The organism is Vreelandella aquamarina (assembly GCF_044805175.1).
Taxonomy (GTDB): Bacteria; Pseudomonadota; Gammaproteobacteria; order Pseudomonadales; family Halomonadaceae; genus Vreelandella; species Vreelandella aquamarina_B.
In genome coordinates, this window is sequence record NZ_CP085232.1 from 3,016,606 (window position 1) to 3,039,007 (window position 22,402).

General features: G+C 59.7%; 21 protein-coding genes. 16 read left to right on the forward strand and 5 right to left on the reverse strand.

Translation table 11 applies throughout. From position 1 onward, the window contains the following. Positions 1-308 precede the first annotated feature (308 nt). Positions 309-1,508: a tyrosine--tRNA ligase gene (gene tyrS / locus LG300_RS14010; protein WP_404375926.1), complete on the reverse strand. Its 1,200-nt coding sequence runs from the start codon at positions 1,506-1,508 to the stop codon at positions 309-311. 116 nt (positions 1,509-1,624) lie between these two features. Here tyrS and LG300_RS14015 point away from each other — a divergent pair, with 116 nt between their 5' ends. After that, the gene (locus LG300_RS14015) at positions 1,625-2,767 is read left to right on the forward strand and encodes an anhydro-N-acetylmuramic acid kinase (RefSeq protein ID WP_404375927.1); all 1,143 of its coding nucleotides are present in this window, start codon (positions 1,625-1,627) and stop codon (positions 2,765-2,767) included. 12 nt (positions 2,768-2,779) lie between these two features. Here the strand turns inward: LG300_RS14015 and LG300_RS14020 are convergent, their stop codons facing one another. Beyond that, positions 2,780-3,943, reverse strand: coding sequence for a PilT/PilU family type 4a pilus ATPase (locus tag LG300_RS14020; protein WP_404375928.1), 1,164 nt, complete (start codon positions 3,941-3,943; stop codon positions 2,780-2,782). A 24-nt stretch (positions 3,944-3,967) separates the two neighbouring features. After that, positions 3,968-5,011, reverse strand: coding sequence for a type IV pilus twitching motility protein PilT (locus LG300_RS14025; RefSeq protein WP_404375929.1), 1,044 nt, complete (start codon positions 5,009-5,011; stop codon positions 3,968-3,970). 33 nt (positions 5,012-5,044) lie between these two features. On the opposite strand from LG300_RS14025, the gene LG300_RS14030 reads away from it, so the two are divergent. From LG300_RS14030 to LG300_RS14055, 6 genes are all read left to right on the forward strand, one after another. Next, positions 5,045-5,743, forward strand: coding sequence for a YggS family pyridoxal phosphate-dependent enzyme (locus tag LG300_RS14030; RefSeq protein ID WP_404375930.1), 699 nt, complete (start codon positions 5,045-5,047; stop codon positions 5,741-5,743). 88 nt (positions 5,744-5,831) lie between these two features. Continuing rightward, positions 5,832-6,662, forward strand: a complete 831-nt coding sequence (gene proC, locus LG300_RS14035; protein WP_404375931.1) for a pyrroline-5-carboxylate reductase — start codon at positions 5,832-5,834, stop codon at positions 6,660-6,662. 132 nt (positions 6,663-6,794) lie between these two features. Then, on the forward strand, positions 6,795-7,388 hold the full coding sequence (locus LG300_RS14040) for a YggT family protein (protein ID WP_404375932.1): 594 nt from the start codon (positions 6,795-6,797) through the stop codon (positions 7,386-7,388). 73 nt (positions 7,389-7,461) lie between these two features. Further along, the gene (locus LG300_RS14045) at positions 7,462-8,658 is read left to right on the forward strand and encodes a homoserine O-acetyltransferase (RefSeq protein WP_404375933.1); all 1,197 of its coding nucleotides are present in this window, start codon (positions 7,462-7,464) and stop codon (positions 8,656-8,658) included. Then, positions 8,658-9,254: a methionine biosynthesis protein MetW gene (metW, locus tag LG300_RS14050; RefSeq protein ID WP_404375935.1), complete on the forward strand. Its 597-nt coding sequence runs from the start codon at positions 8,658-8,660 to the stop codon at positions 9,252-9,254. Before LG300_RS14045 ends, metW begins: the two co-directional genes overlap by 1 nt. 36 nt (positions 9,255-9,290) lie before the next feature. Next, complete coding sequence (locus tag LG300_RS14055) at positions 9,291-9,752, forward strand: DUF4426 domain-containing protein (protein WP_404375936.1); 462 nt, start codon at positions 9,291-9,293, stop codon at positions 9,750-9,752. Here the strand turns inward: LG300_RS14055 and sfsA are convergent. Further along, positions 9,749-10,477: a DNA/RNA nuclease SfsA gene (sfsA, locus tag LG300_RS14060; RefSeq protein WP_404375938.1), complete on the reverse strand. Its 729-nt coding sequence runs from the start codon at positions 10,475-10,477 to the stop codon at positions 9,749-9,751. The genes LG300_RS14055 and sfsA overlap by 4 nt on opposite strands. Further along, positions 10,474-11,634 carry an aminotransferase class I/II-fold pyridoxal phosphate-dependent enzyme gene (locus tag LG300_RS14065; protein WP_404375939.1) on the reverse strand — a complete coding sequence of 387 codons (1,161 nt, stop codon included), beginning with the start codon at positions 11,632-11,634 and terminating at the stop codon, positions 10,474-10,476. The genes sfsA and LG300_RS14065 overlap by 4 nt, the downstream gene beginning before the upstream one ends. Positions 11,635-11,820: 186 nt before the next feature. Here LG300_RS14065 and dksA point away from each other — a divergent pair, with 186 nt between their 5' ends. The 9 genes from dksA to panC all read left to right on the forward strand — a co-directional run bounded on the left by dksA (position 11,821) and on the right by panC (position 22,394). Continuing rightward, positions 11,821-12,258, forward strand: coding sequence for an RNA polymerase-binding protein DksA (gene dksA, locus LG300_RS14070; RefSeq protein ID WP_009723720.1), 438 nt, complete (start codon positions 11,821-11,823; stop codon positions 12,256-12,258). Positions 12,259-12,376: 118 nt separating this feature from the next. Then, positions 12,377-13,276 (forward strand): tRNA glutamyl-Q(34) synthetase GluQRS, encoded by a 900-nt coding sequence (gene gluQRS, locus LG300_RS14075; protein WP_404375940.1) that lies wholly within the window; start codon positions 12,377-12,379, stop codon positions 13,274-13,276. A 1-nt stretch (position 13,277) separates the two neighbouring features. Then, positions 13,278-13,454, forward strand: coding sequence for a hypothetical protein (locus LG300_RS14080; protein WP_030074101.1), 177 nt, complete (start codon positions 13,278-13,280; stop codon positions 13,452-13,454). After that, entirely contained in the window at positions 13,444-16,383 is a 2,940-nt protein-coding gene (locus LG300_RS14085) for an ATP-binding protein (protein WP_404375941.1), read from the forward strand. The genes LG300_RS14080 and LG300_RS14085 overlap by 11 nt, the downstream gene beginning before the upstream one ends. Then, a complete protein-coding gene (locus tag LG300_RS14090; protein ID WP_404375942.1) occupies positions 16,361-17,737 on the forward strand; it encodes a sigma-54-dependent transcriptional regulator in 1,377 nt (458 codons plus the stop codon). The genes LG300_RS14085 and LG300_RS14090 overlap by 23 nt, the downstream gene beginning before the upstream one ends. A 920-nt stretch (positions 17,738-18,657) precedes the next feature. Next, entirely contained in the window at positions 18,658-20,046 is a 1,389-nt protein-coding gene (gene pcnB, locus LG300_RS14095; protein WP_404375943.1) for a polynucleotide adenylyltransferase PcnB, read from the forward strand. Beyond that, positions 20,039-20,566, forward strand: coding sequence for a 2-amino-4-hydroxy-6-hydroxymethyldihydropteridine diphosphokinase (gene folK / locus LG300_RS14100; protein WP_404375944.1), 528 nt, complete (start codon positions 20,039-20,041; stop codon positions 20,564-20,566). The genes pcnB and folK overlap by 8 nt, the downstream gene beginning before the upstream one ends. Before the next feature lie 154 nt (positions 20,567-20,720). After that, positions 20,721-21,512: a 3-methyl-2-oxobutanoate hydroxymethyltransferase gene (gene panB / locus LG300_RS14105; protein WP_404375945.1), complete on the forward strand. Its 792-nt coding sequence runs from the start codon at positions 20,721-20,723 to the stop codon at positions 21,510-21,512. A 21-nt stretch (positions 21,513-21,533) separates the two neighbouring features. Next, on the forward strand, positions 21,534-22,394 hold the full coding sequence (gene panC, locus LG300_RS14110) for a pantoate--beta-alanine ligase (protein WP_404375946.1): 861 nt from the start codon (positions 21,534-21,536) through the stop codon (positions 22,392-22,394). Positions 22,395-22,402 lie beyond the last annotated feature (8 nt).

Consider the following 22,402-nt stretch of genomic DNA (forward strand, 5'->3'; position numbering starts at 1 on the left):
CGCCCACATGAATTACCTGATCAAATTGTTAAAGAGCTGTGTCGCGAGGCGGGCTCGATGACCTGAACCGTGTTGCCTCAGCGAGGAAGGCGTATTCTACGCATTCCGTGGTGTTTGTCAACCGCTGTTTTCAGCGAGGGAAGCGAGCGATCTAAACGACAACAAGACGGCGCTAACCTCCTGACAAACCAGAGGTTTTTCAACCTCTTGCACCGCTGGTAACGCTAGGCGTCCCCGGCAGCGGATGCGTACTTTACGGATTCGCGGCCGGGTTGGCAAGAGCTAATGTGAAAAAGTTTTCAAAAAGCTCACACCAGGGTCACGCGGGCGTAACGTTTCTTGCCCGCCTGGATGACGTAAGCTTTGCCGGTAGCCAGCATGGTGTCTTGCGCGACGGCTTCGCCATCTACTTTCACACTGCGGTTCTTCAGCATGTCTTTCGCTTGAGCGCTGTTCTTGGTCAGGCCAGAGCGGTTAAGCACGGCCGCAATCGGCGCCTGCTCGCTACCTTCGAAATCGACCTCTACTTCCGGCAGATCTTCCGGCAGCTCACCGTCAGCCAGTTGGTTACCCGCCGACTTGTGTGCATTGGCAGCCGCTTCTTCACCGTGGTAACGGGCGATCAGTTCGCGGGCCAACTCCATTTTTACGTCGCGCGGGTTTGCGCCCTGCTCAACGCTCAGCTTCAGCGCATCAATCTCTTCATTCGATTTCAGCGACAGTAGCTCGAAGTAGCGCCACATTAAGCTGTCGGGCATGGAGACCAGCTTATTGAACATAGAACCCGGCGCTTCATCCACACCCACGTAGTTGCCAAGAGACTTGGACATCTTCTGCACGCCGTCCAAACCTTCCAGCAGGGGCATGGTAATCACCACCTGGGGTTCCTGGCCGAAGTGCTTTTGAATCTCGCGACCCATCAGCAGGTTGAACTTCTGGTCGGTACCGCCCAGCTCTACATCGGCTTCCAGCGCCACCGAGTCGTAGCCCTGCACCAGCGGGTAGAGGAACTCATGAATCGCAATGGATTGATTCGCTTTGTAACGCTTTTCGAAGTCGTCGCGCTCCAGCATCCGCGCTACGGTGCTTTGAGCGGCCAGCTCGATCATCTTGGCGGCACTTAGCTCACCAAACCACTCGGCATTGAAGCGCACCTCGGTCTTTTCTGGATCGAGGATTTTGAACACCTGCTCTTTATAGGTTTCCGCATTTGCTTTGACATCTGCTTCGGTCAGCGGTTTACGCGTGACGTTTTTACCGGTGGGGTCGCCAATACGGCCGGTGAAATCGCCAATCAGAAAAATGACGGTGTGACCAAGCTCTTGAAATTGGCGCATTTTGGTCAGCAGTACGCTGTGCCCCAGGTGCAGATCAGGTGCCGTCGGGTCGAACCCTGCCTTGATACGCAGCTTACGACCAGACGCGAGCTTTTTACGCAGCTCCTCTTCTACCAGGATTTCATGCGTCCCCCGCGACAGCAGCGCTAACGCCTGATCCACCTCACTCATTGTCTCTCTCCATGTACTATGTGCCGTTAAAGGCGTTTAAATGATCAATAGTGGGCGATGTTATCACGCTCCACCGCCTTGGTTGAGCCTTCACCCCGTTTTGGATGACCCGCATAATGAAAACCGCTTCCCCTACATCAACGGCCTACTATATCGGGTTAATGTCGGGCACCAGCCTGGATGGCATTGATGCAGCGCTGGTCTCTATCACCCCTGGCGCGCCACCCCAATTATTAGCCACGGCCGCCGTTGCCATGCCTGATACGCTGCACGCGCAGTTGCTGCACCTTTGCCACGCGCCTTCCGCTAGCTTTGCCGAACTCGCGGCCGCCGAGGATGCCTTTTGCCGTGTCCAGGCCCAGGCAGTCACCGCACTATTAACGGAACAAGGACTCACTGCGGAACAGATCGCGGCGATTGGCAGCCACGGCCAGACGATTGAGCACGCGCCCCAAGGCCACCAAGGCGGCCCTGCCTATACGCTGCAGCTGGATAATCCGAGTTTATTGGCAGAATTAACGGGCTGTACCGTCGTGGCCGATTTTCGTCGGCGGGATTTGGCTGCCGGTGGCCAAGCGGCCCCACTCGCTCCCGCTTTCCATCAAGCGCTGTTTGGGCAGCGCCCAGACGAACAGCTCGTGCTCAATTTAGGAGGCTTTGCCAATCTCACCTGGCTTCCCCAGGAACAAACGCGCCCGGTGGTGGGCTTTGATACCGGCCCTGCCAACGTGCTACTCGATGCGTGGTTTGCCAAACACCATACTGGACGGTTTGATAAAAACGGCGCCTGGGCGGCCAGCGGCCAACTCGACCAAGCGCTGCTCACGCGCCTGCTGCGGGAGCCCTTCTTCCACCAGCCGCCGCCACGCAGCACTGGCCGCGAACTATTCCACTTAGCGTGGTTAGAGAAGCAGCTTACCGGCGGCGAAGCCCCCAGTGACGTTCAGGCAACGCTGGCCGAACTAACGGCAGTGAGCGTGGCGCAAGGGGTTGCCCAACTGCCGCTGAGCCAGCCTACCGCCACGCTGCTGGTCGGCGGCGGCGGTGCCCACAATACCTATTTGATGGACAGGTTAGCCGCGCACCTTCCCAAGGTAACGCTGCTCTCCCCTGCCACGCTGGGCTGGCCGGAAGACTGGATTGAAGCAGGGGCCTTTGCCTGGCTCGCCCACCAGCGCCTGCACGGGTTACCCGGCAACCTACCCTCTGTGACTGGCGCCAGCGGCCCACGGGTGCTAGGCGGTATTTACTCCCCCTAACGGCGACTGCCGTCAGTAATCGTCACCGTCGCGCAGGGCCAGATGGGACGGCACCTGTGCGTCTAACGGCTTACCGCTGGCGGCGGCATCACCGTGTTTGATCATCAGCCGCAGGTCGTTGGCGGAGTCCGCATGGGCCAGCGCTACCTGTTGGCTCACTTTACCCGCTTGATAGAGCGCGTAAAGCGCCTGATCAAAGGTTTGCATCCCCGCATCGCGAGAGCCTGCCATGGCCTGTTTCAATTCATCAATACGCCCTTTACGAATCAGATCCACCACCCGCGGCGATGAGAGCAGAATCTCAATCGCCGCGCAGCGGCCACCCTGTTGGGTAGGCAGCAGCTGCTGAGCCACCACGGCGCGCAGATTCAGCGATAGGTCCATCAGCACCTGCTCGTGCCGTTCGTGGGGAAAGAAGTGCAGGATACGTTCCAGCGCCTGGTTAGCGTTGTTGGCGTGCAGCGTCGCCAGGCAAAGATGCCCCGTTTCAGCGAAGGTCAGGGCGTGCTCCATGGTCTCGCGGGTACGCACTTCGCCAATCAAGATCACATCCGGCGCTTGGCGTAGCGTATTTTTCAGCGCCACCTCGAAGGACTCCGTATCCACCCCCACTTCGCGCTGATTAACGATGCCCCGCTGGTGCGGATGTAAATACTCGATGGGGTCCTCAATGGTGATGATATGCCCGCCCACCGAGGCGTTACGCTCCTGAATCATCGCCGCCAGCGTGGTGGATTTCCCCGTTCCCGTGCCACCCACGACCAGCACCAGCCCGCGCTTGGCATTGGCCAGCGTCGACAACTGGCTAGGCACCCCCAGCGCGCTCAGCGTGGGAATTTGCTGGGCAATGCGGCGCACCACCATGGCGGGTTCGTTGCGCTGTTGGAAGGCGCTCACCCGAAACCGTCCCGCGCTTTCCAGGCTTAGGGCAAAATTCGCCTCGTGCTCAGCTTGAAATCGCTCCCGCTGCTTATCGGGAACCGCATTCAGCACCAAACTACGCACCTGGCTAGCAGAGAGCGGCTGACGCCCCAGCGGCACCAGCCCTTGGGGCGTTTTAAGGCTGGGCGGCGCGCCCACTGAAATAAGCAGGTCAGAGGCCTGCTGCTCGACCATGATCCCCAGCAGTTGATGCAGCCACTGGGTCGCGGTCATACCGCTGGCTGGCTCACTCATCGCGTCCCTTTTCCTTTAGCTACTTTATTCATCGTTTAGCGTAAGCGTGCCTTTGGCCCGCGCCTGGGCGTCGTCCATACTCACCACCCCCTCTTTGACCAGTTTGGCGAGCGAAGCATTGAGGGTTTGCATCCCCAACGCGCCGCCGGTCTGAATGGCTGAGTAGATCTGCGCCACCTTATCCTCGCGAATCAAGTTACGTACCGCTGCCGTGGCGATCAGGATCTCGTGAGCCGCCACGCGTCCGCCGCCCTGGCGCTTCAACAGCGTTTGCGAAATAACCGCCTGAAGCGATTCAGAGAGCATCGAGCGCACCATAGATTTCTCTTCGCCGGGGAAGACATCAATAATCCGGTCGATGGTTTTCGCTGCGGAAGTGGTGTGCAGGGTGCCGAATACCAAATGCCCCGTTTCAGCCGCGGTGAGCGCCAGGCGAATCGTTTCGAGATCGCGAAGCTCCCCCACCAAAATCACGTCTGGGTCTTCGCGCAGCGCGCTTCTCAGTGCCCCCGAGAAACTATGGGTATCGCGGTGGACCTCCCGCTGGTTGATCAAGCAGCGTTTGCTGGTGTGTACAAACTCCACCGGGTCTTCAATGGTCAGGATATGCTCAAAGCGGTGGTCGTTGATGTAGTCAATCATCGCCGCCAACGTCGTGCTTTTCCCCGACCCCGTCGGCCCGGTCACTAGCACCAACCCCCTTGGCAGCATCGAAAGGCGCTGGAACACCTCGCCCATTCCCAAGGTATCCATGGAGAGCACCTTATTCGGAATGGTTCGGAACACTGCCCCCGCCCCGCGCGCCTGGTTAAAGGCATTGACCCTAAAGCGCGCCACCCCCGGCACTTCAAACGAGAAGTCGGCTTCCAAGTGCTCTTCGTAGTCGCGGCGCTGCCGATCGTTCATGATGTCGTAGATCAGCCGCCGAACCTCGTTATTCTCCATGGCAGGCACATTAAGCCGACGAATATCGCCATCAACACGTATCATGGGGGGAAGACCCGCCGAAAGGTGCAGGTCGGATGCATTCTGCTTTGCCGAGAATGCCAGCAGTTCGGTAATATCCATCTCTCTTTCCCAGCTGCGGTAAGGTGCTTGAGTATGACAGACAACGCGCTTCCCGAGTCACTTGCGTCTGCGCGCGAACGCCTACGCCGAGCGCTTGAGGACGCCGGACGCTCGCCCGCCAGCGCCACCCTGCTGGCGGTGAGCAAAACCAAGCCCGCCGAGATGCTGCGCGTGGCGTGGCAGCACGGCCAGCGCGAGTTTGGCGAAAACTACCTGCAAGAAGCGCTAGAGAAGCAGGCAGCGCTGGCGGATCTTGACGATATTGTGTGGCACTTCATTGGCCCGCTGCAATCGAATAAAACCCGCGCCGTGGCCGAACACTTTGCCTGGGTACACAGCGTTGACCGCTTAAAAATTGCCAAGCGCCTAAGCGAACAGCGTCCGGCAGCGCTACCGCCGCTGAACGTGTGCCTGCAGGTGAATATTAGCCGCGAGGCAACGAAATCCGGCGTGCTGCCGGAAGACGCCTTGCCGCTGGCCCAAGAAGTTGCCGCCCTGCCTGGCCTCGCGCTGCGCGGGCTGATGGCGATTCCCGCTCCGGCAGAGACACTCGAAGCTCAGCGCCAGCCGCTGGCAGCCCTACGCCAGCTGTTGGAAGAATTACAGGCGGCACTGCCCGAAGCGCCGCTGGATACGCTGTCGATGGGCATGAGCGACGATTTAGAAGCGGCTGTCTTAGAAGGTGCCACGCTGGTACGTTTAGGCACCGCTATTTTTGGCGCACGGGGCTAACTACGGTTCACACAGCACGCGGCTCACACAACACACGGTTTACTTTACACGCTGCAAGACGCAGCCATTTACGAAAAAGGATACCCCCATGGCGAGCAAGATCACCTTCATTGGCGCAGGCAACATGGCTAGCGCCATTATCGGCGGCCTGATCGAAAGCGGCGTCTCACCCAGCGACATCACCGCCACGGCCCCCAACGAAAGCGAACTGGCTCCGCTGAAGGCGCGCCTGGGCATTCATACCCACACCGATAACAGCGCTGCGGTGAGCGGTGCCGATGTGGTCGTACTGGCGGTCAAACCACAGATTATGCGCGGCGTTTGTGAAGCGCTGCGTGACAGCGTGCAGCAGCAGGCGCCGCTGGTGATTTCCATTGCCGCTGGCCTGGACGCCGACACCATCGACCAGTGGCTGGGCGGCGGTAACGCCCTGGTGCGCTGTATGCCTAATACCCCCTCGTTGGTAGGCATTGGCGCCAGCGGCCTCTACGCCAATGCGGCGGTCAGCGATGCACAGCGCACCCTCGCCACTCAGCTTATGGAAGCGGTAGGTATTGTGGAGTGGGTCGAAGAGGAGCACCTGCTGAACGCCGTGACTGCCGTTTCCGGCAGTGCGCCAGCCTATTTCTTCCTGATGTTTGAAGCGATGGAAGAGGCCGCTGTGAAGCTCGGCCTGCCTGCCGATACCGCCCGCCGCCTAGCCATTCAAACCGCCCTAGGCGCGGCTACTATGGCCCAGCGCAGCGATAAAGACCCGGCCACGCTAAAACAGAACGTGATGTCGCCGGGCGGCACTACCGAGCGCGCTATTGCGCATATGGAAGATGCCCACCTGCGTACGATTATTGCCGACGCCATGCAGGCCTGCGCTGCCCGTGCCGACGCCATGGCCAAAGAGCTAAGCGATAAACACAGCTAAGCGCAAAGGGTATCGCCGCCCCCATCAACACTACCGTTACCAAACCGTGAGCTAAGTATCAGAACAAGGTGGGCAGCCCGCTAATGCGCCTGCTGCTCACCTCAAGAACGACATTTCGTAGGAGAAGCCGCAATGGGAAGTCAATTAGGCAGTGCCGGGTTAATGCTGGTTAACTCGCTGATCAATATTTACCTGTTTCTATTAATGCTGCGCTTTTTGCTGCAGGCATCGCGGGCAGACTATTACAACCCGCTAAGCCAGTCGGTGGTCAAAATCACCCAGCCCGTCGTAGGGCTATTCCAAGGCTTTTTAGGGCCGGTAGCCGGTCGCTTTGACTTGGCTACCCTGGCGGCTGGCTTCGTGCTGAAAGTCGTCAGCATGATTGCCATTTTCATGGTGATCGGCGTGGGCATGCCGCCCATCGCAGGGCTGCTGATCGCAGGCGTGGCCGCGCTCGCCAACGCCATTTTGAAGATTTACTTCTTTGCCATGATCGTGATGATCATCCTGAGCTGGGTGGCACCGAATGCCAGCCATCCAGGCGCGCTGCTGGTGATGCAGCTGGTCGAGCCGATCATGGCGCCGGTGAGAAAGGTGATCCCGCCTTTGGGGATGATCGACCTCTCGCCGATTGTGGTCTTTATCGCCATTAACTTGGTGGACGGCGTGGTGGTTGGTTCGCTGATCCGCGCGGCGGGCATCTCTGGCGCACTCGTAGGCCTATAACGGCCCCATCGACTCGACTACCGGCCCGAGCTTACTTTTTGCAGGACTTAATTTTGCAGGACTAGCGCTTTCGATGCCTGATTCAGACACTCTTGCTTATGACGACCGGCCAACGGGTTCCGTTGGCCTGGTCACACCCCATGTGGTTAAGTTTGATACTCCGCTACCGCTTGCCTGCGGCAAGACGCTGCCTGAGTATGAACTGATCTACGAAACCTACGGCACGCTGAACGCCGAGCGCTCTAACGCAGTGCTGATTTGCCACGCGCTGTCGGGGCACCACCATGCCGCTGGCTACCACACCGCCGAGGATCGCAAACCCGGCTGGTGGGATGCCCATATCGGCCCCGGCAAATCCATTGATACCAATCGCTTTTTTGTGGTGTCACTGAACAACCTGGGCGGCTGCCACGGCAGCACCGGCCCGGTGAGCCACAACCCGGAAACCGGCCGCCAGTGGGGGCCGGACTTCCCCGTGGTTACCGTCAGCGACTGGGTGGCCAGCCAAGCGCGCCTTGCCGACCACCTAGGCATTGAGCGCTGGGCCGCCGCCGTGGGCGGTAGCCTAGGCGGTATGCAGGTACTGCAGTGGACGATGACTTACCCTGAGCGGGTTGCCAATGCCGTGGTCATTGCGGCAACGCCCCGCCTTTCCGCGCAGAATATCGCCTTTAACGAGGTGGCCCGCCAGGCCATCCGCTCGGACCCCGACTTTTTCGATGGTTGGTACGCAGAGCACGACACTGTCCCCAAACGGGGGCTAAAGCTCGCCCGCATGGTGGGGCATATTACCTATCTCTCCGAAGATGCCATGGGCAGCAAGTTTGGCCGCGACCTGCGTAGCGACGATTTGAACTTTGGCTTCGACGTTGAGTTTCAGGTGGAGTCTTACCTGCGCTACCAGGGCGATACCTTCTCGACCGCCTTCGATGCCAACACCTACCTACTGATGACCAAGGCGCTGGACTACTTTGACCCGGCGGCCAGCTGCGATGGCGATCTTGCCTGCGCCCTGGCACCAGCGCAGTGCCCCTTTTTGATTGTGAGCTTTACCACCGACTGGCGCTTCCCGCCGTCGCGCTCGCGGGAGCTGGTGGATGCCCTCACCCGCGCTGGTAAATCGGTCAGCTATGCCAATATTGAGTCGCCCCACGGGCACGATGCTTTCTTACTGCCCGAGCCGCGCTATCAAGCGCTGTTCAGCGCCTTTATGGGCCGCATTGCCCGAGAGCTAGAACTTGATGCCACGGGTGCAGAGGAAACACACTAATGCGAACGGACCTTGAACTGATTTATGACTGGGTACCCAAGGGCGCTCACGTCCTGGACCTTGCTTGTGGCGATGGAGTCCTGCTGGAAAGGCTGGCTAAGGAGAAGGGCGTTACTGGCTACGGGCTAGAGATCGACCCCGACGGCATTACCCAGTGCGTCGCGCGTGGGGTCAACGTGATTGAGCACAACCTGGACGACGGCCTGGGCAGCTTCTGCGATAACAGCTATGACCAGGTGATCATGACCCAGGCGCTGCAGGCGCTGCGCCGCCCGGATAAAATGCTCGATGAAATGCTTCGGGTAGCCGAGGAGGGCATTATCACCTTCCCCAACTTTGCCTACTGGCGCCACCGCATCCATTTAGGGCTGCGCGGCTATATGCCGGTATCGAAATCGCTGCCCCACGCGTGGTACGACACCCCCAACATCCACCTCTCGACGTTTAACGACTTCGAACATCTGTGCAAAGAGAAAGGGCTGGTGATTGTTGATCGTGCCGTGGGTGTTGGCGACCACAAGGGGCACTGGACCTCGAAGTGGTGGCCTAACCTGTTTGGTGAAATCGCCATTTTCCGGGTACGCCGACGCCCCTAATCTAGCCCTTACCTCACCCAAAAGAGGAGACACGCCATGGCTATTTCTACGCTGCGCCGCCTGCCACTGCTCATGGTACTGCTGGGAACACTACTGTGTGCCACCCAGGCAGCTGCTGAGCAGATGGTTCGAGTGGGCGATTATGAGATCCACTACAACGCCATCGAAACGCGCTTTCTAACGCCGGAAGTGGCGCAGGCGAACAGCATCCAGCGCAGCATCGGGCACGGTTTGGTGAACGTGAGCGTGCGCGAGCGCCAGCCCGATGGTTCCACGCGACCGGTCAACGCCAGCGTTGAGGGCTATGTTAGCGACCTAACCGATACCCGCGAGCCGCTCAGCTTTCGCACCGTGCACGATGGCGATGCCACCTACCATCTTGCCACTTTCACCCTGCGCCAAGACGAGCCAATGCGCTTCAATCTCGACGTGCGCTACGACCGCAATGAAAACCCCGAGCCGGTAAGCTTTATTCAGCGTTTCTATATCGAACGCTAAACCCGTACCGGTAGCGCCCGCGTCAGACGGGCCGCTACCGGCACCCCCTGCTGCCATTCCACCGTCACGCCATACGCCAGTACTTCCACACCCGCTTTCACCGCATCACTTAACGCTGCCGCATAGGTGGGGTCGATATGCGCCGCTGGTGCTACGTCCGCAATCCCCTCATGGGCCACGCAGAACAGCAGCACCGCCCGCTCGCCCTGTTCGGCTAGCGCCGCCAGCGTGGCTAAATGCTTGGTGCCCCGCACACTGACGGCATCAGGAAAGTAGCCGTGGCCATCCTCCTCTTTCAGCGTGACTTGCTTGACCTCCACATAGGCGGCACCCTTCTCTGGGTCATCCAAGCGAAAATCGAGCCGCGCTTCGCCTACCTTCACCTCGCGCTTTAACGCTTGGTAATCCGACAGCGGCGGGATATCCCCCGCCTCAATGGCGCTCTCTACCAAGCGGTTAGCGCGGCCTGTGTGCACCGATGCCAGCGCCGTACCGCCGTCTGGCTCGGGCAACGCTATCCACTCCCAGGTCCAGGCCAGCTTGCGTTTCGGGTTGTCGCTAGGCGAGAGCCACACCCGGCAGCCGGGTACGTTCACCGCCTTCATCGAGCCGGTATTTGGGCAGTGGGCCACTACTTCCTCACCGCTTTCCAGCCGCACATCGGCCAGAAAGCGCTTATAGCGGCGCAGCAGCGTGCTGGGGACCAGCCCTGGGTAGCTCATCATAAGCGGCTCACAAAGCGCCCGATGCGCACCACGGCCTCCTGCAGCCGTGCGACGTCGTTAGTGAAGGCGATACGCACGTGGTGTTCGCCTCCTTCCACGGCAAAATCGATGCCGGGGGTGATAGCGACGTTCTCCTCCACCAGCAGGCGTTCGCAGAATGTTTGGCTGTCACGGCTGTAGCGGGAGATATCCAGCCAGAGATAGAACGCCCCCTGGGGCGGTAGGTCGGGCGTTAGCCCGAGTTCTGCCAAGCCATCCAGCAGCACTTGGCGGCGCTGCTTGAGGGTGGCACGCCGGGTTTCCAGAATATCCCGGCATTCGGGGGTAAACGCCGCCAGCGCCGCGTGCTGGGAAGGGGTCGTTGCGGCGAGAAACACGTTTTGCGCCAGCCGGGTGAGCGGCTCGACAGCCCTCTCCGGCGCCACCAGCCAGCCCAATCGCCAGCCGGTCATGCCGAAGTACTTCGAGAAGCTGTTCACCACAAAGGCATCCTCCGACAGCGAGGTGGCTGAGAGTGGTGCGTCGTCGTAATTCAGCCCCTGGTAAATCTCATCCACAATCACATCGCCGCCCTTAGCAGCCACCGTATTGATCACCTCGGTGAGCGCCGGGGCATCCAGCGTATGCCCGGTGGGGTTGGAGGGGCTTGCCAACATCGCTAACCGCGTCTTGGCCTGCCAGTGCCGCTCAATCAGCGGCGCGGTGAGCTGCCAGCCGCTGTCACGGCCAACGGGCACAGTGTCAATTTCCGCGCCCGCTAGGGCCATAAAGTGGCGGTTACAGGGGTAGTTAGGGTCGGCCATTAATACTCGGTCGCCGCTTTCAACCAGCAGTTGGCTAGCCAGCAGCAGCGCACCGGAGGCGCCCGGCGTGACCAGGATACGTGAAGGGTCCACCGTGGCGTTGAAGTGTTCAGCGTAGTGCCCGGCAATCTCCTCGCGGAGCGTTGCCAGCCCAGCCGCCGGCGTGTAGCGCGTTTTACCCTCAGCCAAGGCCTGCTGGCCTGCTGCGATAACCGGCTCGGGAGTCGCAAAATCGGGCTCTCCTACTTCTAGATGGATCACATCATGGCCGGCGGCCTCCCGCGCCTGGGCCATCTCTAATAAGTGCATCACGCGGAAAGGCGCAACGTGATCAACACGCGAATTCCAGCCCATAACGGCTCCTTCACCTAGCAGTAGTTAAACCATGACCCAGCCTGCACAAGATGTGGGACCAAGGTCCAAAACGCACTATTATGCTTGCATCGCGCGAAATTTTCAGCTAAACAAGCATCCCTTTGGCGTGAGAACGTGATACACGCTCATGGTCGATCAGCAGTCACATACGTAAGGGGCACTCCCATGCCAGTAGCGGAAAAGAAACCGGAAGCGTCCAAATCCTTCACCCCGTATGAGCCGGCACCGGGCGAAGAGTATATGAACGAGAAGCAGCTCGCGCACTTCCGCCAGCTGCTTCTGGACTGGAAACAGGACCTCATGGAAGAGGTGGATCGTACCGTACGCCACCTGCAGGAAGATGCTAACAACTACGCCGACCCCGCCGACCGCGCGACGCAAGAAGAGGGCTTTAGCCTGGAACTGCGTACCCGGGACCGCGAGCGTAAGTTGCTGAAGAAGATCAACGAAACCATCGAGAAAATCGATGAAGACGACTACGGCTTCTGCGAAGCCTGCGGCGTAGAAATCGGCATCCGCCGTTTGGAAGCACGCCCCACCGCCACGCTTTGCGTCGACTGCAAAACCCTGGCCGAGCTAAAAGAGAAGCAGCTAGGCGGTTAATCACCCCACGCCTCGCCATCCTACGGTGGCAGCCAACGGGCACCCTTGAGGTGCCCGTTTTTGTTTGTCATCTTGTGCTTAACACATCGCTCTGCAGTTTCTTAAACGCCGGATTGCCATGACCGCTACTGCACACTACCGGGGGCGCTTCGCCCCTACTCCCTCCGGGCCACTGCACCTTGGCTCGCTAGTTGCCGCACTTGGCAGTTATTTAGATGCCCGCGCCGCTGGCGGCCAGTGGCTGGTCCGCATTGAAGATATCGACCCACCACGCTGCCCAAAAGGCGCGGACAGCACCATTTTGCGCCAGCTAGAAGCCTTTGGGCTCACCTGGGATGGGCAGGTAACCTGGCAAAGCCACCGCGATGACGCTTACCAGCAAGCGCTGGAGCAACTGACTGCACAGGGGCTGGCTTACCCGTGCAGCTGCTCACGCAAACAGTGGCAGGCCTTCGATATCTACCCCGGCTGGTGCCGCAGCGGCGTATGCGATGCCAGCAAGCCGGTCGCTTGGCGTTTGCGCAGCGACCTCGCCAAACGCCCCGTAAGTTGGAATGACCGACTGTTCGGCGAGCAGCGATTCGACCCCGCCGAGCTGGGCGATGTGGTGCTAAAGCGCAAAGACCGTTTATGGGCCTACCAGCTCGCCGTGGTGGTAGATGACGCCCACCAGGGCATCACCGATATTGTGCGTGGGTACGACCTGCTGGATAACACGCCCTGGCAGCACCAGCTTCAAGACGCGCTCAACCTGCCAACACCCCGCTACCTGCACCTGCCGCTGGTGGTCACTGCGGATGGTCAGAAGCTCTCCAAGCAGAACCTCGCCCCTGCCCTAGCGGAGGAGAGCACCGGCATACGCTGCCAGCTCTTCCAGGCGCTGCGGCTACTCGACCAAGCGCCGCCAGCCGCGCTTGCCGATGAGCCACCGGAAGCACAGCTACGCTGGGCTATAGAGAACTGGTCGGTGTCGCGCCTGACACCACTCGCCCACCGCCCCACGCCACCGGAGCAGTAAAATGTACGTCTACCGCATCATGCTATTTCTTGTGTTTGGCGGCTACCTGCTCTCGCCGCTGCTGATGGATGGCTGGGGCGACCCGAGCGTGGCCTGGTACCGTCCCTTTGCGATTTGGGGCGGCCTGATTGCCCTTACCCTATGGCTTGAGCAGAAGAGGAAGTTGGATGAACGCTGAGTTAATAGGCGTCGTATTACTGGGGCTTGGCTACCTTGGGCTACTGTTTGGCTGCGGCATGGCCGTTGAACGGGGCTGGGTACCGGTACGTATTACCCGCCACCCCATGGTGTATACCCTGGCACTCGGTGTGTATGCCAGCGCCTGGGCAATGTATGGCAGCATCGAGCTCGCCTCGAACGCCGGGTTTGGCTACCTCGCTTACTACTTGGGGCCGGCGGGCGCTTTCTTACTCGCCCCCGTGCTGCTGGTGCCCATTCAGCGCATTACTCGTACTTACCAACTCTCCTCGCTGGCGGACCTGTTCGCCTTTCGCTACCGCTCTCGCTGGGCGGGTACACTAGTAACACTGCTCAGCCTATTTGCCGTGCTGCCGCTGCTAGGCATTCAGGTAAAAACCCTCAGCGATGCCATTCAACTGCTGACCGGCAGCCGCTACAGTGCGGCAGTGGCGCTACTGTTCTGCGCGGTGATTGCAGGCTGCGCCGTGCTGTTTGGCGCCCGCCACAGCCATCGACACCGCCACGATACGCTGCTTAGCGTGATCGCTTTTGAGTCAGTGATTAAGCTGATGGCCATACTCGGGCTCGGTGCCATTGCCTTGTGGTGGGTGTTTGACGGGCCACAGGACGTGCAGCGCTGGCTGGAAGGCCCCGGTGCAGTCCTGCAAGCCGCCACCCCACAGCTGGAAGCCCCCCAATGGCGCACGCTTCTGCTGCTGTTTTTTGCGGCGGCTTTTATGATGCCGCACCTGTTCCAAATCACCTTCGCTGAAAGCCTCTCCCGCCACACCCTGCTGCAAGCCAGCTGGACACTGCCACTCTTTCTGCTGCTAATGGCGCTACCGGTGCCGCTGATTCTTTGGGCCGCGCAGTCAGCCAACGAGAGCGTGCCACTGGCTGCCTACGCCGCTTATGTAATGACCGAACACTGGTGGGTCGGCGCGCTGGCGTTTATCGGTGGCCTTGCAGCCGCCAGCGGCACCATGATGATGATCGCGCTGGCACTTTCAGGTATGGCGCTCAACCATATCGTACTTGTCGCCCACCCGCCGGAGGCGCGTAGCGACCTCTACGGCTGGCTATTGTGGCTGCGCCGAGCGCTAGTGGGGGGGGTAATCTTCGGCGGTTGGCTATTTGCCGAAAGCGTCGGGCGCTACCACTCCCTTACCAGCCTAGGGCTGGCCGCCTTTGTAGGTATGGCTCAGTGCCTGCCGGGGCTGCTGGCGCTACTTTACTGGCCCGGCGCGAACCGCAAAGGCATGATTGCCGGCCTTATCGGCGGCATTGGCGTATGGCTATGGGGGCTGTGGCTACCGCTGCTGTTCGATATCACTATGCCCGCGTTGCCTTTCACCCCGCTGATGCCGGCGGATGCGCCCACTTGGTACAACGTTACGCTGATTTCGCTGGCGGTGAATATCGTACTGCTGATCGTGGTATCGCTGTTTACGCGCATCTCAGAGGGCGAGCGCTCAGCGGCAGAAGCCTGCTCGGTAGATGCGGTCATCCGCTCGAAACGCCTACCACTGGAAGCCGCCACGGCGGGTGACTTCCCCGCCCACTTGGCCCAGGCACTAGGCGATGAAGCCGCTAGCCGCGAGGTGGAGCGCGCTTTGAAAGCGCTCAACCTCACCCCCCAAGAGCGCCGCCCCTATGCGCTGCGCCGCCTGCGCGACCGCATCCAGGCCAACTTATCGGGGCTAATGGGGCCATCGGTGGCGCGGGATATCGTGGACCGCTACCTCCCTTACCGTCATGACGACGCCCCCGTTACCGACGATATCCACTTTGTAGAGAGCCGCTTAGAGGCCTACCGCTCGCGCCTCACCGGGCTTGCCAGGGAGCTAGATGGGCTACGCCGCCACCATCGGCAAACCCTGGCCTATCTGCCGGTGGGGCTGTGCGTGCTGGGCGACGACGATGAGCTATTGATGTGGAACCAAGCGCTGTCCCAGCTCTCTGGCATCAGCGGCGATAGCGTAATTGGCTCCCGGCGCGACAGCCTGCCGCCACCCTGGCCCAACCTGCTGGGCAGTGTATTGAATGCCAGCCAAACGCCGCTGTATAAGCAGGCGGTAACGCTACACGGCAAAGACTACTTTTTAACGCTGCACAAAGCAGTGCTCAGCGGCCATGATAGTCGCGGCGGTAGCGTTATTCTGGTGGAGGATCACACCGAGATGAAGTGGTTGGAAGAGGAGCTGGTGCACGCCGCACGGCTTGCCTCCATTGGCCAGCTTGCCGCCGGCGTGGCTCACGAGATTGGCAACCCGATCACCGGCATCTCCTCTCTGGCGCAAAACCTGCGCTACGACACGGAAGACCCGGCCTTGCTGGAAACCGCCGACCAAATTCAGCAGCTCACCCAGCGGGTCACCAAAATCGTCAACTCGTTGGTAGGGTTTGCCCACGGCGGGCGGCCGGCGCTGCCCAGCGCCCCGGCCTCACTAAAAGCGGTGAGCGATGATGCGCTGCACTTGATCCATTTAGCCCGCTCGGGCGAGGATGTCACCTTTACCAACGCCTGCCCGAGTGACATCGTGGTGCGTGGTGATGCTCAGCGCCTCACTCAAGTCATGGTAAATTTATTGAGCAACGCCAAGGATGCCTGCCAACCGCAGGGAACGGTACATATTGAAGCAGGCACCCAAGCCAGTCACGCCTGGTGGCGCGTTACCGATGATGGCCACGGGATTGACCCTAGCGTCAAACACCGCCTGTTCGAACCCTTCACGACCACTAAACCGGCGGGGGAAGGTACTGGACTTGGGTTATCGTTGGCGTATCAAATTATCAATGAGCACCAAGGCAAAATAGAGGTTGCGTCGCCACCTCCCGGAAAGCCTCGCGGCACGGCCATTACGCTATGGCTACCGCTTTACCAACAGGATAATCACTTGCCCCATGCCCAGGATATTGATTGTTGAAGATGAAGCGATTATTCGCAGCGCGCTAAAGCGCTTACTCGAACGCCACCACTACAGCGTCAGCGAAGCGGCCAGCGCCGAAGAGGCCCGCACGCTGGCGCTCAGCGATTTTGACCTCATCATCAGCGACCTACGCCTACCAGGCGAGCCGGGCACAACGCTGATTGAGCTGGCCGCACCGGCACCGGTGCTGATCATGACCAGCTATGCCAGTATGCGCTCGGCGGTGGATGCACTGAAGCAGGGTGCGGTCGACTACGTTGCCAAACCCTTTGACCACACCGAGCTGCTGGAAACCGTTGAGCGCATTCTGCATAAGCAGTCGATGCAGCAGGGCACTCCGCCAGATGTCACCGACGAAGGCGGCGGCCGCCAAACCATGATTGGCGACTGCACCGCCATGCAGGAGGTGTACACGCGCATCCGCAAAACCGCGCCGGCGGATGTCACCGTGCTGATTCAAGGCGAATCCGGCACCGGCAAGGAGCTGGTCGCGCGCGCCATCCACCAGCAGAGCAAGCGCGCCAAAGCGCCGCTGATTTGTGTTAACTGCGCGGCAATTCCCGAAACGCTGATCGAGTCCGAGCTGTTTGGCCACGAAAAGGGCGCCTTTACCGGCGCCAGCGCTGCGCGTACCGGCTTGGTAGAGGCTGCCGATGGCGGCACGCTCTTTCTTGACGAAATTGGCGAGCTGCCCCTAGACGCCCAAGCACGGCTGCTACGGGTGCTGCAAGAGGGCGAAATCCGCAAAATTGGCTCGGTGGAAACCCGCCATGTCGATGTTCGCCTGATTGCCGCCACCCACCGCGACCTACGTGCGCTCTCTAAAAGCGGCGAGTTCCGGCTCGATTTGTACTACCGCCTGAACGTGATGCAGATTGCCCTGCCACCGTTGCGGGATCGCGAGGATGACGTGCTCAAAATCGCCGATATCCTGCTGGAAAAGGCCTGTAAGCGCCACGAGCGCCCCGGCCTACGGCTTTCACGCGCCGCCCGCCAGGACCTGCGCGACTACCCCTGGCCGGGTAACGTGCGCGAGCTTGAAAACGCCTTGGAGCGCGGCGTGATTCTCGCAGAAGGGCACTTAATCCACCCAGATGACCTGGGGCTTGGTCCGGTAACCAACCGCCCGCACCCGCCTGCCGCCAGCTCCGCCGCTCCCACTAGCGACGCTACCGCCGAAGAGGATGATCTCTCTCTGGAGGACTACTTCCAGCACTTTGTACTAGAGCATCAAGATCAAATGAGCGAAACCGAGCTAGCACAGAAGCTAGGCATTAGCCGTAAAAACCTATGGGAGCGTCGCCAGCGCTTGGGCATTCCGCGCAAAAAGACCGCCCGCCGCCAGAGCTAGCGGTACTGCTTGGCTGGTGTTTGCCGGGCTTAACCATTAGCCGTAAGACCAACGTCTAATAGATTGATTTCCATAAGAAATATTCAAAAATCGTTACCCAGTCACTGTTACCTTCCCACACAACGAAGCAAAAAATAGGAGCAAAAACGGGTAACACTTTCCTGTCTCATTAGTTCAACACTCCACTCAAAAAATCTTAAGCTACTGAAATATATAAAATAACAAATGAGTGGCACGGCGAGTGCAATATTACTGGGCAAGAAGAACAAACTGGGCAGCGCGGTAAGTCGCTAACAAAAACAATATGACACCGCCCCGACCTGAGCCAAAACAAAAACAACAGTGCCAGGTAGAGATAACGGCACAAATAAGAACAACAGGCTTGAGTCTCGTTACTTGCATGCGCGGTACAGGGTCCCAACGGGACCACGCACCTAAGCGCAGCGAACAATAACAACAGCTAGCAAGTGCCCAAATAAGGACGCGACGTACACAAGGTTCTGCGCCCCAACAAAAATAACAGCAGCATTGGTGTACACCCCGGACACAATAACAACTCGCCGGGAGAGAAAAGTTCGCGGTTGGATTATTGTTTTGAATACGAGGCGGTCGGGATCAGAGTGGTTCTTACGCCTGCCGACTGCGGTGCGTATTCAGGGCGATGTGCCATCATGAATAAAAACAGCAGCATGGACGCTGATTGTCTGCTTTATAGGGGAGGCTCACGTAGCCTCCCCTTTCCGCGTTTATAGGGTTTGTTGACAAGGCTTCTTGAAGGACTCCACCACCCTGGCCGCCCATCAAACCCCGCCTAGGCGCTTTGCAAGCCACCGGGGGTCGGATACACTCAATGACTTACCGTCCTCTATACGGTCTGTTTTCGCACCCGTTTTCGATACACTGCGAGTCGATATCGCCGCATGTTTAAAGGATTTACCCGTTTATTACATAGTCCGGGAGAGCACTTGAAATCCCTGCTCGATTCCCCAGAGAGCGCCTCTGAGGCGCCCAGCCCGCGTATTATTCCGCGCTCCGAGCATCCTGTTTCTCGTCAGCAAATCAGCGAAGCCGCGCTCAAGGTGCTCTACCGCCTGAACGGGGCAGGCTTTGACGCCTACCTGGTAGGCGGCTGCATTCGTGATGCGCTGCTGGGCAAAATGCCGAAAGACTTCGACGTTGCCACCAATGCAACGCCGGAGCAGGTGCGGGATCTGTTTCGCAACTCTCGCCTCATTGGCCGCCGCTTCCGTATCGTCCATGTGCGCTTTGGCCGTGAAGTCATTGAGGTGACCACCTTCCGTGGTAAACCCCAGGACGAACACGGCGACCATATTGCTCACCAGTCGGACGACGGCCTGCTGCTGCGGGATAACGTGTGGGGCAATATCGAAGAGGACGCGCTGCGCCGCGACTTTACCGTCAATGCGCTCTACTACAATATTGCCGACTTCACGATCCACGACTTTGCCAACGGTGCGCGGGATATTGAGTCACGCACGTTAAGGCTGATTGGCGACCCTGCAACCCGCTACCGGGAAGACCCGGTACGGATGCTGCGGGCGGTACGCTTCGCCGCCAAGCTCGACTTCACGATCGAGCCGGCGACCGAAGCACCCATGTACGACCTTGCGCCGCTACTGCTGCAGATTCCCCCCGCCCGCCTATTTGATGAAGTGCTCAAGCTGTTTATGTCGGGCCACGGGTTAATTACCTTCCGCCTACTCAGCCACTACAACCTGTTCGGGATGCTCTTTCCAGAATCGGAAGAGGCAATGGCCGACGCGGCCTGGGCAGAAGATTTGATTGAGCAGGCGCTGGCCAATACCGATAAGCGCATTGCCGAAGACCGCCCGGTAACGCCCGCCTTCCTGCTAGCCGCCTTCCTGTGGGCGCCGGTGGTGCATCGCCAGGCAGAGCTTGAGCGTGAAGGGATGCCTGCCGTGCCTGCGCTGCAAACGGCCGCCCAGCAGGTAGTAGCGCGCCAGCTTCAGCACACCTCAATCCCCAAGCGCTTTGGGATTCCGATGCGGGAAATCTGGGAGCTGCAAGCACGCTTGCCCATGCGTCGCGGCAAACGGGCGTTCCAAACCCGCGAGCATCCACGTTTTCGCGCCGCCTTCGATCTACTGCTGCTGCGCGAGCAGGCGGGTGAACTTCCCCGTGGCTTAGGCGACTGGTGGGAAGCATTCCAGAACGGCGACGAGCACGAGCAGCGCCGCCTGCTGCAAAAGGTAGGTAGCGACCCGGCAAGCCAGGGTGACCGCCGGCGCAAAAAACGCCGCAAGCCACGGAAAGCCAACAGTGAATAGCGCTATCCGCACATTTATCGGTTTGGGCAGCAATTTAGAGAACCCTAAAGCCCAGGTGCAGCAAGCGCTCCACGAGCTTGCTGCCCTGCCGCTTTGCCAGCTCGTTGCGCACTCCTCGCTCTATGCCACGCCTCCTGTGGGGCCGCAAGACCAGCCCGACTTTATCAACGCGGTGGCCTGCCTGGAGACCCACCTTTCGCCATTGGCGCTGCTAGACCAACTGCAGGCGTTAGAGCAGCGCCACCGCAGACGGCGGCTGCGCCACTGGGGGCCGCGCACGCTGGATTTAGATCTGCTTCTTTACGGAGAGCAAACGCTTCATCAGCCGCGCTTAACCATTCCCCATGCACATATGCACAGCCGTGCCTTTGTATTGGTGCCTCTGGATGAAGTCGCCACTGCCCTCAAGCAGCCCATCACCCTGCATCAGCAGCCGCTTAATCACTGGGTAGCCGCACTAAATACCAGCGATATCCGACGCTTAGGTGATACCGGTGTCACCACGACTGCTACCATTTGACACAAATCTCGACACCACCCCCCCATTCGGGTAACAATTGCCGGTTACGCCACATCGCGTATGCAGGGACGCTGCGATAAAAATGGCCGAGCGTAGCCCGCGCTTTAATAGCCCATGCCGCATCGGCCCCATAAAGATTTAATGAGAGCACGCCATGAAAACCGTCACCCTGAGCACTCTGCAGGCGTACAAGCGCGCCGGTGAAACGTTCAGCTGCCTGACTGCTTACGATGCCTCCTTTGCCCATGCCGCCAGCGCTGCGGGAATTGATGTCCTGCTGGTAGGCGACTCTCTGGGTATGGTTCTACAAGGGCATAACAGTACCTTGCCCGTCACCATTGACGACATCTGCTACCACACCCGCTGCACGGCTCGCGGTAAAGGGCATAGCCTGCTGATGGTCGACCTGCCGTTTATGAGCAATGCCACCACCGAACGCCTGTTGGAAGATGGTGCCGCGCTTATGCGCGCAGGGGCAGAGCTGGTGAAGGTAGAAGGCGAGGCGTGGATGGCCGACGGCATTCGCGAATTAACTCGTCGCGGCGTACCGGTCTGCGCCCACTTAGGGCTAACCCCGCAAACCGTTTACCAGCTGGGCGGTTACAAGGTGCAAGGCCGAGAAGCCGAACAGGCCGAACAGATCATCCAAGATGCCAAAGTACTGGTCGACGCGGGGGCTTCGGTCATCTTGCTGGAGTGTGTACCCGCCAGCCTCGGCAAAGCGGTGACTGAAGCACTTGATGTGCCGGTCATCGGCATTGGCGCAGGCCCAGACACCGATGGCCAAATTCTGGTGATGCATGACGTACTGGGGGTAACCCATGGGCGCACGCCACGTTTTGTGAAAAACTTTATGGCGGATGCCGGCTCGATCCAGGACGCATTTAAGCAGTACCATGAAGCCGTCAAAACCCGCGTATTTCCCGCTCCAGAACACTGTTTTTAAGTGAGTCGCAGCGAATTCTCTATGCACACTTTGCGAGATATTAACGAGCTCCGCGCTACCTTGCATGAGCACCGCCTACAGGGTCGGCGCATTGCCCTCGTCCCCACCATGGGCAACTTGCACGCTGGGCACTTAGCGCTGGTCGCCACTGCCCGCCAACACGCCGACGTGGTGGTCTCTAGCCTGTTCGTCAACCCCATGCAGTTTGGCCCGGGCGAAGACCTCGACGCCTATCCGCGCACCTTTGAGGCTGACCAGCGCCAGCTTACCGACGCAGGTTGCGATCTTCTTTTTGCCCCCACGGTTAGCGCGCTCTACCCGAACGGGCTTGCCACCCAGACCCGCGTGCATGTACCAGAAGTAGGCGAAGGGTTATGCGGCGGCTCGCGCCCAGGACACTTTGACGGCGTTTCCACTGTGGTGAGTATGCTGTTCAACCTGGTACAGCCGGATGTCGCCTGTTTTGGCGAAAAGGATTACCAGCAGCTCGCGGTGATTCGCAAGCTGGTGGCCGACCTGCATCTGCCCATCGAGATTATCGGCGTGCCGATTGTGCGCGCCGACGATGGCCTGGCACTCTCCTCCCGCAACGGCTATCTCAGCGAGCAGGAGCGAGCCACGGCCCCCATGCTCTACCGTACCCTGTGTGAGCTACGCGATGCGCTGGCCAGGGGCGAATCCGCCGAACAGGTACTACAAAGGGGCAAAGCGGCGCTGTATGATGCCGGCTTTACGCCGGACTACCTTGAGCTACGTGATACGACGTTGGGCCCTGTGACGGCCTCCACGCGCCACGCCGTGCTATTAGCTGCCGCCAAACTCGGCCCAGCCCGGCTTATCGACAATATCAGCGTGCAGCTACCCAGTGCTGCCACTGCCTAGCCTGGTAA

Excerpts from the sequence above, each read along its gene's own strand:
- tyrS (WP_404375926.1), bottom strand. The coding sequence starts at position 1,508 with ATGAGTGAGGTGGATCAGGCGTTAGCGCTGCTGTCGCGGGGGACGCAT.
- LG300_RS14015 (WP_404375927.1), top strand. The coding sequence starts at position 1,625 with ATGAAAACCGCTTCCCCTACATCAACGGCCTACTATATCGGGTTAATG.
- LG300_RS14020 (WP_404375928.1), bottom strand. The coding sequence starts at position 3,943 with ATGAGTGAGCCAGCCAGCGGTATGACCGCGACCCAGTGGCTGCATCAA.
- LG300_RS14025 (WP_404375929.1), bottom strand. The coding sequence starts at position 5,011 with ATGGATATTACCGAACTGCTGGCATTCTCGGCAAAGCAGAATGCATCC.
- LG300_RS14030 (WP_404375930.1), top strand. The coding sequence starts at position 5,045 with ATGACAGACAACGCGCTTCCCGAGTCACTTGCGTCTGCGCGCGAACGC.
- proC (WP_404375931.1), top strand. The coding sequence starts at position 5,832 with ATGGCGAGCAAGATCACCTTCATTGGCGCAGGCAACATGGCTAGCGCC.
- LG300_RS14040 (WP_404375932.1), top strand. The coding sequence starts at position 6,795 with ATGGGAAGTCAATTAGGCAGTGCCGGGTTAATGCTGGTTAACTCGCTG.
- LG300_RS14045 (WP_404375933.1), top strand. The coding sequence starts at position 7,462 with ATGCCTGATTCAGACACTCTTGCTTATGACGACCGGCCAACGGGTTCC.
- metW (WP_404375935.1), top strand. The coding sequence starts at position 8,658 with ATGCGAACGGACCTTGAACTGATTTATGACTGGGTACCCAAGGGCGCT.
- LG300_RS14055 (WP_404375936.1), top strand. The coding sequence starts at position 9,291 with ATGGCTATTTCTACGCTGCGCCGCCTGCCACTGCTCATGGTACTGCTG.
- sfsA (WP_404375938.1), bottom strand. The coding sequence starts at position 10,477 with ATGATGAGCTACCCAGGGCTGGTCCCCAGCACGCTGCTGCGCCGCTAT.
- LG300_RS14065 (WP_404375939.1), bottom strand. The coding sequence starts at position 11,634 with ATGGGCTGGAATTCGCGTGTTGATCACGTTGCGCCTTTCCGCGTGATG.
- dksA (WP_009723720.1), top strand. The coding sequence starts at position 11,821 with ATGCCAGTAGCGGAAAAGAAACCGGAAGCGTCCAAATCCTTCACCCCG.
- gluQRS (WP_404375940.1), top strand. The coding sequence starts at position 12,377 with ATGACCGCTACTGCACACTACCGGGGGCGCTTCGCCCCTACTCCCTCC.
- LG300_RS14080 (WP_030074101.1), top strand. The coding sequence starts at position 13,278 with ATGTACGTCTACCGCATCATGCTATTTCTTGTGTTTGGCGGCTACCTG.
- LG300_RS14085 (WP_404375941.1), top strand. The coding sequence starts at position 13,444 with ATGAACGCTGAGTTAATAGGCGTCGTATTACTGGGGCTTGGCTACCTT.
- LG300_RS14090 (WP_404375942.1), top strand. The coding sequence starts at position 16,361 with ATGCCCAGGATATTGATTGTTGAAGATGAAGCGATTATTCGCAGCGCG.
- pcnB (WP_404375943.1), top strand. The coding sequence starts at position 18,658 with ATGTTTAAAGGATTTACCCGTTTATTACATAGTCCGGGAGAGCACTTG.
- panB (WP_404375945.1), top strand. The coding sequence starts at position 20,721 with ATGAAAACCGTCACCCTGAGCACTCTGCAGGCGTACAAGCGCGCCGGT.
- panC (WP_404375946.1), top strand. The coding sequence starts at position 21,534 with ATGCACACTTTGCGAGATATTAACGAGCTCCGCGCTACCTTGCATGAG.